The sequence below is a fragment of the Aeromonas sp. 159 genome (assembly GCF_963862045.1).
Taxonomy (GTDB): domain Bacteria; phylum Pseudomonadota; class Gammaproteobacteria; order Enterobacterales; family Aeromonadaceae; genus Aeromonas; species Aeromonas veronii.
In genome coordinates, this window is record NZ_CAWLMI010000009.1 from 1 (window position 1) to 14,438 (window position 14,438).

12 protein-coding genes are annotated in these 14,438 nt (G+C 55.6%); 6 read left to right on the top strand and 6 right to left on the bottom strand.

Annotated elements, in window-relative coordinates; translation table 11 throughout:
• Positions 1-304: 304 nt before the first annotated feature.
• From AACR14_RS02100 to AACR14_RS02115, 4 genes are all read right to left on the bottom strand, one after another.
• Positions 305-2,236, bottom strand: a complete 1,932-nt coding sequence (locus AACR14_RS02100; RefSeq protein ID WP_019444952.1) for a putative bifunctional diguanylate cyclase/phosphodiesterase — start codon at positions 2,234-2,236, stop codon at positions 305-307.
• A 23-nt stretch (positions 2,237-2,259) separates the two neighbouring features.
• Positions 2,260-2,760, bottom strand: a complete 501-nt coding sequence (locus AACR14_RS02105; RefSeq protein WP_019444953.1) for a molybdopterin-binding oxidoreductase — start codon at positions 2,758-2,760, stop codon at positions 2,260-2,262.
• Positions 2,761-2,861: 101 nt separating this feature from the next.
• Positions 2,862-4,496, bottom strand: a complete 1,635-nt coding sequence (gene groL, locus AACR14_RS02110) for a chaperonin GroEL (RefSeq protein WP_005340575.1) — start codon at positions 4,494-4,496, stop codon at positions 2,862-2,864.
• A 43-nt stretch (positions 4,497-4,539) separates the two neighbouring features.
• Positions 4,540-4,833, bottom strand: a complete 294-nt coding sequence (locus AACR14_RS02115; RefSeq protein ID WP_005340573.1) for a co-chaperone GroES — start codon at positions 4,831-4,833, stop codon at positions 4,540-4,542.
• 260 nt (positions 4,834-5,093) lie between these two features.
• On the opposite strand from AACR14_RS02115, the gene AACR14_RS02120 reads away from it, so the two are divergent.
• Entirely contained in the window at positions 5,094-6,428 is a 1,335-nt protein-coding gene (locus tag AACR14_RS02120; RefSeq protein ID WP_234888419.1) for an MATE family efflux transporter, read from the top strand.
• Between the two features lie 34 nt (positions 6,429-6,462).
• Here the strand turns inward: AACR14_RS02120 and AACR14_RS02125 are convergent, their stop codons facing one another.
• Positions 6,463-6,939, bottom strand: a complete 477-nt coding sequence (locus tag AACR14_RS02125) for an FxsA family protein (protein WP_019444956.1) — start codon at positions 6,937-6,939, stop codon at positions 6,463-6,465.
• A gap of 442 nt (positions 6,940-7,381) precedes the next feature.
• Here AACR14_RS02125 and aspA point away from each other — a divergent pair, with 442 nt between their 5' ends.
• Both aspA and AACR14_RS02135 read left to right on the top strand, forming a co-directional pair.
• Entirely contained in the window at positions 7,382-8,824 is a 1,443-nt protein-coding gene (aspA, locus tag AACR14_RS02130; protein WP_019444957.1) for an aspartate ammonia-lyase, read from the top strand.
• 125 nt (positions 8,825-8,949) lie between these two features.
• A complete protein-coding gene (locus tag AACR14_RS02135) occupies positions 8,950-10,269 on the top strand; it encodes an anaerobic C4-dicarboxylate transporter (protein WP_019444958.1) in 1,320 nt (439 codons plus the stop codon).
• Between the two features lie 248 nt (positions 10,270-10,517).
• On the opposite strand, the gene tsaD is transcribed toward AACR14_RS02135, so the two are convergent.
• Positions 10,518-11,531 (bottom strand): tRNA (adenosine(37)-N6)-threonylcarbamoyltransferase complex transferase subunit TsaD, encoded by a 1,014-nt coding sequence (gene tsaD, locus AACR14_RS02140; RefSeq protein WP_019444959.1) that lies wholly within the window; start codon positions 11,529-11,531, stop codon positions 10,518-10,520.
• A gap of 179 nt (positions 11,532-11,710) precedes the next feature.
• Here tsaD and rpsU point away from each other — a divergent pair, with 179 nt between their 5' ends.
• The 3 genes from rpsU (at position 11,711) to dnaG (ending at position 14,261) form a co-directional block, all read left to right on the top strand.
• Complete coding sequence (rpsU, locus tag AACR14_RS02145; protein WP_005309452.1) at positions 11,711-11,926, top strand: 30S ribosomal protein S21; 216 nt, start codon at positions 11,711-11,713, stop codon at positions 11,924-11,926.
• A gap of 15 nt (positions 11,927-11,941) precedes the next feature.
• Positions 11,942-12,385: a GatB/YqeY domain-containing protein gene (locus AACR14_RS02150; protein ID WP_005349081.1), complete on the top strand. Its 444-nt coding sequence runs from the start codon at positions 11,942-11,944 to the stop codon at positions 12,383-12,385.
• Positions 12,386-12,473: 88 nt separating this feature from the next.
• Entirely contained in the window at positions 12,474-14,261 is a 1,788-nt protein-coding gene (gene dnaG, locus AACR14_RS02155; RefSeq protein ID WP_019444960.1) for a DNA primase, read from the top strand.
• Positions 14,262-14,438 lie beyond the last annotated feature (177 nt).

Consider the following 14,438-nt stretch of genomic DNA (forward strand, 5'->3'; position numbering starts at 1 on the left):
TGATTCAAATTGTTAAAGAGCGACGCAACAGTGTGTTGCTGCGGGAGTGGAATTCTACTCAACCGCCTTCTCGAGTCAAGCCTTATTTTCAAAGGCTTTTCGAGGTTATCGACGAGGTTGTTTGCGTTGCCGCTTGCCCTGTCGATGGAGGCGCATTATAGGGAGTGAATTCTTTCTGGCAAGGCTAAATTGCATGTTTTTTTGATAAAACCGCACAACCGTTCAAACAACAAACAAAAAGAAGAAAATTCGAACTGAATCACACATTCTTGAGGCAGATAACAGCCAAGAACTCCCCCGCCCTTCAACTCATATATGCCATTTGGGATTGTTGACGTGCTAGCCAAAGCTCCTCCATCTCCAACAAGGTTTGATAGATTTTCTCCGCCTGCTCTGGTCGGCTGAACAGATAGCCCTGCCCATACAAGTGGATATCGGTCAGAGATCGCAATACATCCAACTGCGCCTGTGTCTCAATCCCTTCACACACCAGACTCTTGCCCAGCATCGACCCCATCCGGCAAATATTGGCGACCAGTTCGGATGCCTCCAGTGAAGTGTCAATGCCCTGTATAAAGGAGCGGTCGATCTTCACCTTGCTGACCGGTAACTTTTGCAGATAACTCAAAGATGAATAACCAGTCCCAAAATCGTCTAATGCCAGCAGTACCCCCTGCTGATTGAGATCCTGCATCAGTTGCAGCGAGTTCTTCACTTCGCGCATGGTGGTATCTTCCGTGACCTCCAAGACCAGGCTACGGGCAGGCAGGTGGTGCTCCATCAATGCCTTGGCCACCAGTTTGAGCAAATTACGCTGGTACATGCCAGGCGAGATATTCACACACATTTGCAGATCAACCATACCAAGCTGGTGCCACTGATAGAGCTGCTCGCAAGCTGTGTTCAGCACCCAGCTGCCAACCCGTTCGGCAAGCTGGAACTCCTCAGCCACCATGATCACTTCGTTTGGCGGAATGAAACCGAGCTCAGGATGCCGCCAGCGCAGCAGAGCCTCGACAGCTTCGCAGCGGCCACTTTCGAGATTGACAATGGGTTGGTAATAGAGTTCCAACGCATTGTGTTCCAGCGCCATGATCATGTCCGACGCCAGATGCTTGCGCCGCGCCGTCTCGTTGAGCAGGGAGTTATCGTAGATCACATAGGGGACATGGGTCTTGCGACTATGGAACAGGGCCTGCTCCGCACGACTCAACAACTCCTGAGTCTTGTCGCTGTCCATCGGATAGAAGGCAATGCCGATCCCGACTTCGAGCCGGAAGGGATAGTTGTCATAGACGATATCTTGCTTCAGCGCATGCAGCAATCGCGCTACCAGCTCCCTGACCTGACGCAGATCGCTGCTGCCACGCTGAATAATGGCAAATTGATCTCCCCCCAGACGTCCGCTCCACTCCCCCTCTTCACAGAGCACTCTGATCCGGGTGGCAAACTCACAAAGCAGATAATCACCGGTGTCATAGCCAAACTTGCTGTTGATATCCCTGAAGTCGTTGACATCGACCAGGACAAGCCCAAACGGAACTTCCTGTGTGGCGTACAGCTCCATCCGCTCCAGCAAAGCAACCCGATTGGACAACCCGGTCAGCGGATCCCGTCTGGCTGCTCTGAAATGGCGACGCCCTTCATATATAAGCAGCATGCTGAGCAGCAGCACTGACATGACCAGACCGGAGACCATCAGCAACAGGGCATTACGCAATTGGCCAAAATGGCGATCGTTCTCGGAATAGACGTTAATGTTCTTCTGCATCACAGAAGCGAGGGAGTAGGAGAGCGGCTCTTGCAGCGGGGCAAGGCGCATCATGATCTGCTGATAGTCAGATGCCCCGCTCTGCAACTTGGTGATGTCGGGCTCTATTTGGCGAATATTGGTTTCAATTAGCTGCACCAGACGCAAGGTTTTCTGCTTGTCCTGCATGCTCTTGCGCAGCTGGCCGCTCAACAGTATGGGCGTTCTGCTCCAGAGAATGTCATAACGCAACATCAAGGTGTCATGATCAATCCCGCCATAGTGATAGACCTCTACCGCATTGAGGAAACGACCGAGCTCCAGCTGCAACTGCATCAGCGCCCAGGAGACATCATAGGTGTATTTCTCCATCGCTCTGGTCGCATTCTGGATTTGCATCAGGCAATAGAGGGTGCTCCCGGTAAACAACAGGATGGATACATACAGAATGACGAGCAGTGGCCACGCCCTGGTCTTTCCTTTCACCCCATGCTCCCGTGCTGTTTTTATCAGTGCTGAATGTCTATCAAATCCAGCTGCCAAATCATCATGTCGGTATATTCGGATCGCTTCAATTCCGGATATTGATCAAGAGGCAGCATAAACCAGACCGGCCCCTTGTCACGCACCCGCATGACAGCCCCATTGTCTTCCCATGCAAGAATGGGCTCGTATTTGGCAACCTTGTCCCATTCAATGCGGACCTGGAAACTGTTCAGTGCCGTCAACGTAATGGTCTTGCCATCCGCACCGACTGCAGCCAATACATCGGCCAGTTTTGGGCCTCTGTAGGTGTGCGGCTTATCCACCCACGGGTTGCCGGTCACTATCTCATGTTGCGGCAGAGCCTGTAGTTTTGCCAGATCAAACAACACCTTGCCATCAACTTCGTCTGCCGACCTGATGTTGCCACCCACTTTCAGGATCACCGGCCCAGTCAGCGCCTCAGCAGCCATCACCGGCATGATGACCAATGAACACAGTAGTGTCAGCCAACCAAACATTTTCATATCGCCCCCAGATTTGCTGTCTCAACAGACTCAGTTTAGCCAGATATAAAAAAACGGCTCGCCTTGAGCGAGCCGTTTGTCAAACAGAACAAGGGGGATGATTACATCATGCCCATGCCACCCATGCCGCCCATGTCAGGCATAGCAGGGGTATCTTTCTTCGGCAGTTCGGTGACCATGCACTCGGTGGTGATCATCAGACCGGCGATGGAAGAGGCAAACTGCAGGGCGGAACGGGTTACCTTGGTCGGATCCAGGATACCCATGGCCAGCATGTCGCCATACTGTTCGCTGTAAGCGTTGTAACCGAAGTTGCCTTCGCCGTTCTTCACTGCATTGGCAATGACGGAGGCTTCTTCACCGGCGTTGATGACGATTTGACGCAGCGGGGCTTCCATGGCGCGCAGGGCAACCTTTATACCGACGTTCTGGTCTTCGTTGTCACCGCGCAGACCAGCCAGTTTGGCTGCAACGCGAACCAGCGCGACACCACCACCGGCAACCACACCTTCTTCAACCGCGGCGCGGGTAGCGTGCAGGGCATCTTCAACGCGGGCTTTCTTCTCTTTCATCTCGACTTCGGTGGCTGCGCCAACCTTGATCACGGCAACACCGCCAGCCAGCTTGGCTACGCGCTCTTGCAGCTTCTCACGATCGTAGTCGGAAGAGGTCTCTTCGATCTGCTGACGGATCTGGGCAACACGGCCTTCGATCACACCGGCATCACCCACGCCATCGATGATGGTGGTGTTCTCTTTGGTGATGACGATGCGCTTGGCACGACCCAGATCTTCCAGAGTCGCTTTTTCCAGCTCCATGCCAACTTCTTCGGAGATGACAGTACCGCCAGTCAGTACAGCGATATCCTGCAGCATGGCTTTGCGACGGTCACCGAAGCCCGGCGCCTTGACGGCAGCCACTTTCACGATACCGCGCATGGTGTTGACCACCAGAGTGGCCAGCGCTTCGCCTTCTACGTCTTCGGCAACAATCAGCAGCGGCTTGCCAGCTTTGGCAACACCTTCCAGCACCGGCAGCATTTCGCGGATGTTGGAGACTTTCTTGTCAACCAGCAGGATGAACGGGTCGTCCAGTTCAACGGAACCGGTCTCTTGCTTGTTGATGAAGTAGGGGGACAGGTAGCCGCGGTCGAACTGCATACCTTCAACAACTGCCAGCTCATCTTCCAGACCCTGACCATCTTCAACGGTGATGACGCCATCGCGACCCACTTTGTCCATGGCTTCAGCAATCAGCTTGCCCACTTTCTCGTCGGAGTTGGCGGAGATGGTGCCTACCTGAGCGATGGCATTGCTGTCAGCGCACGGCTGGGACAGCGCTTGCAGCTCGGCAACAGCAGCCACAACGGCCTTGTCGATACCGCGCTTCAGATCCATCGGGTTCATACCGGCGGCAACGGCTTTAAGACCTTCGTTGACGATTGCCTGAGCCAGAACGGTTGCAGTAGTGGTACCGTCACCGGCGGCATCGTTCGCCTTGGAAGCCACTTCCTTGACCATCTGGGCGCCCATGTTCTGGAACTTGTCTTCCAGCTCGATTTCGCGCGCAACAGAAACACCATCTTTAGTGATGGTCGGGGCGCCGAAGGACTTGTCCAGCACCACGTTGCGGCCTTTCGGGCCCAGAGTCACCTTGACGGCATCAGCCAGGATGTTTACGCCTTCCAGCATCTTGATGCGGGCTTCGTTACCAAACTTAACGTCTTTAGCTGCCATTTTTCTTCAATCCTTAAATCAATTCGGGGAAAAGGAGGATGGATTACTCTTCGACAATCGCCAGGATGTCGGTTTCGGAGAGGATCAGGACGTCCTGACCATCCAGCTTCTCGGTCTTCACACCGTAGCCTTCGTTGAAGATAACTTTGTCACCAACCTTCACGGCCAGCGCTTTGACTTCGCCATTATCCAGGATGCGACCAGTCCCCACGGCAAGCACTTCACCACGGGTGGACTTCTGGGCCGCAGTACCAGTCAAGACGATACCGCCGGCAGATTTGGCTTCAGCTTCGATGCGCTTGATGATGACGCGGTCGTGCAGTGGACGAATTTTCATCGATAACTCTCCCAAAATGAGTCTCATTGTTGCTTTGAGGAATGGCCGTTCCAGGCCAAATCGGATATGTCCCTGATGTGGGGCATAGTTGCTAACCCTTCAAGGGCAAATACAAAAAAAATTTTTTCACGTACTATAAACATCTTCGATGGTTCAGCCATGTCCGCACTCTGGTGCAAGGTCGGTTCAAGCCGCCCAGTTTCCATGCAAGAACCTTCAAAGCCAGCTGTAGAGACGAGCCCTTGACCCGCACCAACCCCATGCTGACAGCCCCTATTCCGGTCGTACTGCGCCAGATGACGGGCCCCATGATCTTCGGCATCATCGCCATTCTGGCCTTCAATCTGGTCGATACCTTTTTTATCGGTATGCTGGGAACCGAAGCTCTGGCCGCCATCAGCTTTACCTTTCCCGTCACTTTTGTGGTTACCTCGCTGGCGATGGGATTGGGCGCCGGATTGTCAGCGGTGATCGGTCATACCCTGGGGCAGGGCAAACACGATGAGGCGGCCCATCTCGCCACCGACAGCCTGTTTCTGGCGGTGATCATGGTAGCCCTGCTCTCCGCGGGGGGGGCTCTCACCATCAAACCCCTGTTTACCCTGTTGGGGGCCAGTGCCGAGCTTATCTCCCTCATCCATGACTACATGCTGATCTGGTATATCACCGTCCCCATGCTGGTGCTGCCCATGGTGGGCAATGCCGCCATCCGGGCGACCGGCGATACCAAAACCCCCAGTCTGGTGATGGCAGTAGCCGGGCTGGTCAACGGGGTACTGGATCCTCTGTTGATCTTCGGTATCGGCCCCTTTCCCGAATGGGGGATCCGCGGGGCCGCCATCGCGACCTCTATCTCTTGGTTGATGGCGATGCTGGTCAGCCTCTATATCCTGCGTCATCGAGAGGGCTTGCTGCTGTGGCGTCTCTCGCCGCGGGCTCGGTTGCTGACCCACTGGCGGGCATTGCTTCATGTCGCCGTCCCCGCCTCTTTTACCAATATGCTCAATCCCCTGGCCAATGCGGTGCTGATGACGATCTTTGCGGGCCTGGGTACCGAGGTGGTAGCCGCTTACGGCGCCGCGTCGCGGGTCGAGGCGCTGTTGCTAATTGTGATGATGGCCCTCGCCTCCGTACTGGCCCCTTTCATCTCGCAAAACTGCGGCGCTGGCAATCCGGCCCGCGCCAAGGCTGCGCTGCAAAGCTGCATGAGGTTTGCGTTGCTGTTCCAGCTCGCCATCTATGGCCTGACCTGGCTGCTCGCCCCGCTGATCGCCAATCTGTTCAGCGATCATCCGCAGGTCATTCGCCTGATTATTCTCTATCTGCATCTGGTGCCGATCGGTTACGGCTTTCAGGGCATGGTGATGCTGCTGGCCTCGGCGCTAAATGGCGTGCGAGCATCCAGTATTTCGTTCTTGTTCAACGGATTGCGACTGTTTGGTTTTCTGTTGCCAGGAGCCTGGCTGGGGGCAAAGCTGGGGGGAGAACAGGGGATATATCTGGGAATACTGCTGGCCAATCTGGCGGCGGGCACCCTCGCGTGGTGGTATGCCCGACACCGCTTCGAGGCGCTGTGCCATCAGGGCAAACCCTGATTCAGTCACTCGCCTCGGGTTTTCATCTCGTCGATTACTCTTTACGCTCAAATTCGCCTTCGATGGTGGTGCCGCCCTGCTTGGCGTTCCCCAGATGATCATCGGACGGTGCGCTGCCAAACGGCGATTGAGTACGCTGGAAGCCACCCATCTGCATCCGGAACTGGCTGCTGCCGATCAGCTTGTCAGCCAGTTTGTTACGCAGCCAGGGCTGCAGCAGCAGGACCCCGAAGAAGTCTGTGACAAAACCCGGAATGATCAGCAGCAGACCGGCCAACGCCAGCATCATGCCCCCCATCACCTCGCGGCCCGGCATCTCGCCCATCCGCATCTTTTGCTGGGAGCTGAACAGGGTCTTGATCCCTTCACTGCGCACCAGCGAGGAGCCCAATACCGCAGTCAGTATGAGCAAGCCGACTGTCGGCAGCGCCCCGATTACCGAGCCGACCTCGATCATCACGGTGAGCTCCAGTACAACCAGACCCACCAACAACAAAAACAACTTGCCCATATCCACTCCAGCACCGGTAAATTGAGAAAAAGTGGCGCCCATCCAACGATGGTCAGAAGTGATTTTGCCACCCCGTCATCACCACTTTCTGCCCTGAATAAATGGGGGCGGCCCCCCTCTTTTCAAGTTGGTCAACTGACGCCTACGTCATCAGCAATCTAAAAAACCAGCAAAAAGTCACAAAAATTTATAAAAATCATCATGATAAAAACTTCATAACATATGTGTACTTTCCTCAAAGTAATTTGAAAATGTCGCAAATTTAGTGATCCACCTCTAATAACCGATACCTCAATTGGAGTAGTATATTGATTAGTTTTTCGGGAGGTCACTCTCCCAACCGCCCCACTCGATGTGTGGTGCTTCAGGATGAGCTGTGCGCAAGGAACTCGCGACCACTCGGTGAGGATTTTTCCATTTATCTGATTTCTGAGGCATTACAATGAGCGACATCAAGAACGTCCGCATTGAAGAAGACCTGCTGGGCACCAAAGAAGTTTCCAATGATCTCTACTACGGTGTGCACACCCTGCGCGCTGTCGAGAACTTCAAGATCAGCTCTCAGAAGATTTCTGACGTTCCGGAATTCGTCCGCGGTATGGTGCTGACCAAGAAGGCCGCTGCGCTGGCAAACGGTGAACTGGGTACCATCCGTCCTGAAATTGCTGACAAGATCGTAGAAGCCTGCGACCTGATGCTGAACACCGGCAAATGCTTCGACCAGTTCCCGGTCGACGTTTACCAGGGTGGTGCCGGCACCTCCGTCAACATGAACACCAACGAAGTACTGGCCAACATCGCCCTGGAAATCATGGGTCTGGAGAAAGGCCGTTATGACGTCATCAACCCGAACGACCACGTCAACAAGTGCCAGTCCACCAACGATGCCTATCCGACCGGTTTCCGCGTTGCTGTGGTCAACAGCACTGACGTGACTCTGCACGCGCTGGAGCACCTGATCGCGGCATTCGATGGCAAAGCGAAAGAGTTCAAAAACATCCTGAAAATGGGTCGTACCCAGCTGCAAGATGCGGTTCCGATGACCCTGGGTCAGGAGTTCCACGCATTCGCCGTGACCCTGCGTGAAGAGATCAAGTCCATCAAGCGTTGCCAGGAGCTGCTGCTGGAAGTGAACTTGGGCGCGACCGCCATCGGTACCGGTCTGAACACTCCGCCCGAGTACTCTGCACTGGCTATCAAGCGTCTGGCCGAGATCACCGGTCGTGCCTATGTGCCGGCAGAAGATCTGATCGAAGCGACCTCCGACTGTGGCGCCTACGTCATGCTGCACGGCGCCATCAAGCGTCTGGCCATGAAGCTTTCCAAGATCTGTAACGACCTGCGTCTGCTCTCCTCCGGCCCGCGCACTGCACTGAAAGAGATCAACCTGCCAGAAATGCAGGCGGGTTCCTCCATCATGCCAGCCAAGGTCAACCCGGTTATCCCGGAAGTGGTCAACCAATCCTGCTTCAAGGTATTTGGTAACGACATCACCATCACCTTCGCCGCCGAAGCCGGTCAGCTGCAGCTGAACGTCATGGAGCCGGTGATTGGTCAGGCGATGTTCGAATCCCTGAGCCTGATGGAAAAAGCCTGTATTTCCCTGCGCGAGAAGTGCGTAGAAGGTATCACCGCCAACCCGGAAATCTGCATGAATCACGTGCTGAACTCCATCGGTATCGTGACCTATCTGAACCCCTTCATCGGCCACCACGAAGGGGATATCGTCGGCAAGATCTGTGCCCAGACCGGCAAGAACGTCCGCGAAGTCGTTCTTGAGCGCGGTCTGCTGAGCGCCGAGCAGCTGGACGAAATTCTCTCCATCGAGAACCTGATGAACCCGCAATACAAAGCCAAGCGTTTCACCCGCGAAGCTGCCGTATAAGCGAGTGTGGGCCGGGATCTTCCCGGCCCATAAAGTCAGTTCCCGATTGGTCTTTATCTCCAGCCCGATCGGGAATTGGCTTTTTGCCAAATAAAAACCAAAAACTAAAAAATGGAGTTATCGCTATGATTGGAATCGAGTTACTTGTCGTGCTCGCCGCTATCTATCTGGGGGCCCGGATAGGCAGCATCGGCATCGGCTTTGCCGGTGGTCTGGGGGTACTGGTATTGACGTGGGGTCTAGGCATGCCCATCCCGAGCGATCAACTGGTCAGCTACATCCCTTGGGATGTGATCATGATCATCGCGTCCGTCATCTGTGCCATCGCCTGTATGCAACTGGCTGGCGGGATGGACTACCTGGTTTCTCTGGCTGAGAAAGCGCTGCGCAAGAACCCCAAATACATCACCTTCGCCGCTCCGGTGGTTACCTATCTGATGACCATGCTGGCCGGTACCGGTCATACCGCCTTCTCCACCCTGCCGGTGATCGCTGAAGTGGCCAAAGAGCAAGGGATCCGCCCATCCCGTCCGCTCTCCATCGCGGTTGTCGCCTCCCAGATCGCCATCACAGCTTCCCCGATCTCTGCCGCTGTGGTTGCCTTCTCCGGCATGCTCGAGCCGTTTGGTGTTGACTACCTGACCCTGCTGGCCATCTGCATCCCCTCTACCTTCCTGGCCTGTATCCTGGGCGCCTTCATTGCTAACATGATGGGCAAACCGCTGGATCAGGACGAAGTCTATCTGGAGCGTAAAGCCAAGGGTCTGATCAAACTGCGTGGTACTACCAAGCTCGAGATCAAACCGTACGCCAAGCTGTCGGTCTGGATCTTCATCGCCGCCATCGTTGCTGTCATGGCTTATGCCACTGCCATCTCCGGTAAAGTGGGCCTGATCACCAACCCGCCGATCCCCCGTGACGGCGCCATCATGGGCATCATGCTGGCCGCTGCCACCATCATGACTCTGGTGTGCAAACTGGACGCTACTCAGGTCACCAACATGCCGACCTTCAAGTCCGGTATGTCCGCCTGTATCTGCGTACTGGGTGTGGCCTGGCTGGGTAACGTCTTCGTGAAAGGCAACATGGACACCATCCAGCTGATCGCTGGCGACCTGCTGAACCAGTACTCCTGGCTGCTGGCCGTGGTGCTGTTCTTCGCTGCCATGCTGCTCTATTCACAAGGCGCCACCACCAAAGCGTTGATGCCTGCCGCACTGGCACTGGGTGTCAGCCCGCTGACTGCGATTGCCTCCTTCGCAGCCGTGAGCGCCCTGTTCGTACTGCCAACCTACCCGACCCTGCTGGCCGCGGTAGAGATGGACGACACCGGCTCCACCCGTATCGGTAAGGCGGTCTTCAACCACCCCTTCTTCGTACCGGGCACCGCCACCATCGCCATCGCCGTGGCGCTGGGCTTCTTCTTCGGCGGCATCCTGCTGTAATCCTATCGTCTGCCGATTACCAAACAAAAATCCCCGCCAGTTGGCGGGGATTTTTTTATCTCTTTACTCTGTACTTGGCTTGGCTGTCTGGCAGCGAGAGACCTGACGTATTATCCGGATGGCTCAACCACGGCGACAGCAGACACCACAACAGCGTGCCAGCGGCGCTATAACCACCGCTGCCGGATTGCCGGAGTAGTAGGCCACCATGGTACTCAGCACCACGCCAGAAGGCGGGATCCTTCGGATCAGACCGGATCCAGGGTATCCAGCGGCCAGCGCGGCACGGCTTTGACCACCAGCGGCTCAAACACGCCCGCTTTCAGGCGCTGCATACCGGCATAGGCAATCATGGCGCCGTTATCGGTGCAATATTCAGTGCGCGGATAGAACACCTCGCCCTTGAGGCTCTCCATCAGCTCGGCCAGCTGGGCACGCAGATGACGGTTGGCACTGACACCACCGGCGACCACCAGACGCTTAAGACCGGTCTCTTTCAAAGCACGACGGCACTTGATGGCCAGGGTATCAACAACTGCATCTTCAAACGCCCGAGCGATATCGGCACGGGTCTGCTCATCATCGCCATTGGCGGCGATGGTGTTGGCGGTGAAGGTCTTGAGGCCGGAGAAGCTCATGTCGAGCCCGGGACGATCTGTCATCGGACGGGGGAAGTGGAAGCGCCCGGTGGTGCCCTTCTCGGCCAGACGGGAGAGCAGCGGACCACCCGGATAGTCCAGCCCCATCAGCTTGGCGGTCTTGTCGAACGCTTCGCCAGCGGCATCATCGATGGATTCGCCCAACAGCTGATAGCTGCCGATACCGTCGACTCGTACCAGCATGGAGTGACCACCAGAGACCAGCAGCGCCACGAAGGGGAACTCGGGAGCTTTCTCTTCCAGCATGGGAGCCAGCAGGTGGCCTTCCATATGGTGGACGGCGATAGCAGGCTTGTTCCATGCCATCGCCAGCGAACGACCAATAGTGGCCCCCACCAGAATGGCGCCAACCAAACCCGGACCCGCGGTATACGCGATGCCGTCGATGTCATCTTTGCCCAGTCCCGCCTCTTGCAATGCGGCCTGGATCAACGGGATCGTCTTGCGAACATGATCCCGGCTGGCGAGTTCGGGGACGACGCCACCGTAGTCCGCATGCAGCTTGACCTGGCTGTATAACTGATGGGAAAGGATCCCTTTTTGATCGTCGAAGATCGCGATCCCGGTTTCGTCACAGGATGTCTCTATGCCCAATACACGCATTGCTAAAAAATTTCACTGCTAAAATGAGACGGCTATGGTAACCTTCGCGGGTTTTTTAAACCAGAGCGATCTCTGCGGGTTTACTTTCATTCCCTGTCCAGAGTATAATTTCGCACCATTTTAAGACATGCTGATCGATTGAAGGTCAGCTAACAATTTATCACTGAGGTGAAAGGCACATGCCAGTAATCAAAGTCCGTGAAAATGAGCCGTTTGACGTTGCTCTGCGTCGTTTCAAGCGTTCTTGCGAAAAAGCCGGTATCCTGTCCGAAGTTCGTAGCCGTGAGTTCTACGAGAAGCCGACTACCATTCGTAAGCGCGCCAAAGCGTCTGCTGTCAAGCGTCACGCCAAGAAGCTGTCTCGCGAAAACGCACGTCGTATCCGCCTGTACTAATCGGGAGATATTGCCGTGTCTCTGAAGGATCAACTCAAGGATCAGCAAAAGCTCGCCATGCTTGCCAAAGATAAGGCACGTCTGGGAGCGATCCGCTTGTTGATGGCAGAAATCAAGCAACGTGAAGTCGATACCCGTATCGAGCTGAATGATGAGGATATCCTCGCTGTCGTGACCAAAATGGTCAAACAGCGCCGCGATTCCATCAGCCAATTTGAAGCTGCCGGTCGCCAGGATCTCGCCGACAAAGAGTCCGCCGAGATCGTTGTGTTGCAGGAGTTCCTGCCGCAACAGCTGACCGCAGATGAAATTGCTGCCCTGATCGAGCAAGCCATCACTGAAAGTGGTGCTGCCGTCATGGCTGATATGGGCAAGGTCATGGCTGTCTTGAAGCCGAAAATTCAGGGGCGTGCCGATGTCGGCGCCGTCAGTGCTCAGGTGAAAACCCGCTTGGCGTAACAGGCAACTCTCTTGTTTGGTCGAAGAAGCCGTGCTTCCCTTGGAATGCGCGGCTTTTTTATTTTCTCCGCAATGAAACAGGACGGTTATGGCAGGCAGGATCCCCCAATCCTTTATCGACGATCTGCTCGTACGCACAGACATAGTCGAGCTGATCGACTCGCGAGTGCGGCTGAAAAAAGCCGGTAAGAACTACCAGGCTTGCTGCCCTTTTCATAACGAAAAAAGCCCCTCTTTTACCGTCAGCCAGGAGAAGCAGTTCTACCACTGTTTCGGTTGTGGCGCCCACGGCAACGCCATCGGCTTTGTCATGGAGTACGACGGTCTCGAATTTCCCGATGCTATCGAAGAGCTCGCCAGCATGCAGGGCATGCAGGTGCCTCGCGAGCAGAGTATCGGCGGCTCGGCCAATAGTCAGCCCGCCGTTAGCAAGGATCTGTTCGAGCTGATGAACCAGATCGCCCGCTTCTACGAGAGCAACCTCAAGAGTGCTCCCCATGCGGTGGAGTATCTCAAAGGCCGCGGTCTGACCGGTGAAGTGGTCAAGCGCTTCAACATTGGCTATGCACCGAGCGATTGGGATCAGGTGCGCCGACGCTTTGGTACCAGCCGGGATCACGAGCAGTTGCTTATCTCGGGCGGCATGCTGATCACCCGTGATAATGGCCCGGGCAGCTATGATCGTTTCCGCGATCGCATCATGTTCCCGATCCGCGACAAGCGTGGCCGGGTTATCGGTTTCGGTGGCCGGGTGCTGGGTGATGGCACCCCCAAGTACCTGAACTCGCCGGAAACCCCCATCTTCCATAAAGGGCGGGAGCTGTTCGGTCTATACGAGGTGAAGCAGGCACACAAGGATCCACGCCGGATCCTGGTGGTGGAAGGCTACATGGATGTGGTGGCACTCGGTCAGTACGACATCGACTATGCGGTGGCGGCGCTGGGTACTGCAACGACCAGCGACCATATCCACACCCTGTTTCGCACCACTGCCGAGGTAGTCTGCTGCTACGACGGTGACAACGCCGGTCGTGAAGCCGCCTGGCGCGCGCTGGATAATGCCCTCCCTCATCTGCAGGATGGCCGCGAGCTGAAGTTCGTGTTTCTGCCCGATGGCGAGGATCCCGACTCGCTGGTACGCCAGATCGGCAAGGAGGGCTTTGAAGCCCTGCTCGATCAAGCCCAACCGTTCGCCGACTTCATGTTCGAGCGTCTCGGGCGTGATGCGGCGCTCTCCGGTGAGGCAGGCAAGTTCGAAGTGGCCAACAAGGCCGCCGAGCTTATTCGTCGCGTTCCGGAAGGGTTTACCCGCGAAGGGCTGATCACTCGTCTCTCCAGCATGATGCGTTGGGGCGAGAACAAGCAGCGCATCGCCGAACTGTTTGCCCGCAACAGTCAGCACAAGGCCGAGGTCAACAAACCCAAGGCAGCCAAGCTGACGCCACTGCGGCGTGCGCTGGCACTGATGGTGCAATATCCGGCAGTAACGGCTGAGCTTCCCCCCATGCCGGAATTGGCCGGACTACGCGTACAAGGCATCAAGTTCCTGCTGCAACTGCACCAGCAGATCCTGGCACAGCCCGGTATTACAACCGGTATCCTGCTGGAACACTGGCGTGGTACCAAGGAGGGAGAAATCCTTGCTCAGCTGGCGATGCACGACCTGTTCGAGGAGATCAAACTCGATCAGGAGCCGGATATTCTGGGAGAGTTGCAGGATACTTTCGTCGGTTTCATCAACCTGTTTCTGAAACAACGGATCGAAGAATTGCAGGCCAAAGTGGCTCAGGAAGGACTAAGCTCCGAAGAAACCCAAGAGTTGATGATGCTGATCAGAGAGGTGCAAATTGAGAAAAGAAATGAGAGTGGGGCTTGATATTTGAGTGATTAGTCCCAATATGGATAGCGTTGCCCGAATCGACGGGATGAAAAGCAAAATTTTTATAACCGCCTGGCCCCGACAATACTGCGGGCAGGGGTTTCTCATGACCGACGCCGCAACCAGACATAGCATGTCTGGCGGTTTTCTATTAGAATTGGCTATTTGCGCAGC

Coding starts and splice junctions, on each gene's coding strand:
- aspA (WP_019444957.1), top strand. CDS start 7,382: ATGAGCGACATCAAGAACGTCCGCATTGAAGAAGACCTGCTGGGCACC.
- dnaG (WP_019444960.1), top strand. CDS start 12,474: ATGGCAGGCAGGATCCCCCAATCCTTTATCGACGATCTGCTCGTACGC.
- groL (WP_005340575.1), bottom strand. CDS start 4,496: ATGGCAGCTAAAGACGTTAAGTTTGGTAACGAAGCCCGCATCAAGATG.
- AACR14_RS02105 (WP_019444953.1), bottom strand. CDS start 2,760: ATGAAAATGTTTGGTTGGCTGACACTACTGTGTTCATTGGTCATCATG.
- AACR14_RS02135 (WP_019444958.1), top strand. CDS start 8,950: ATGATTGGAATCGAGTTACTTGTCGTGCTCGCCGCTATCTATCTGGGG.
- rpsU (WP_005309452.1), top strand. CDS start 11,711: ATGCCAGTAATCAAAGTCCGTGAAAATGAGCCGTTTGACGTTGCTCTG.
- AACR14_RS02115 (WP_005340573.1), bottom strand. CDS start 4,833: ATGAAAATTCGTCCACTGCACGACCGCGTCATCATCAAGCGCATCGAA.
- tsaD (WP_019444959.1), bottom strand. CDS start 11,531: ATGCGTGTATTGGGCATAGAGACATCCTGTGACGAAACCGGGATCGCG.
- AACR14_RS02125 (WP_019444956.1), bottom strand. CDS start 6,939: ATGGGCAAGTTGTTTTTGTTGTTGGTGGGTCTGGTTGTACTGGAGCTC.
- AACR14_RS02120 (WP_234888419.1), top strand. CDS start 5,094: ATGCTGACAGCCCCTATTCCGGTCGTACTGCGCCAGATGACGGGCCCC.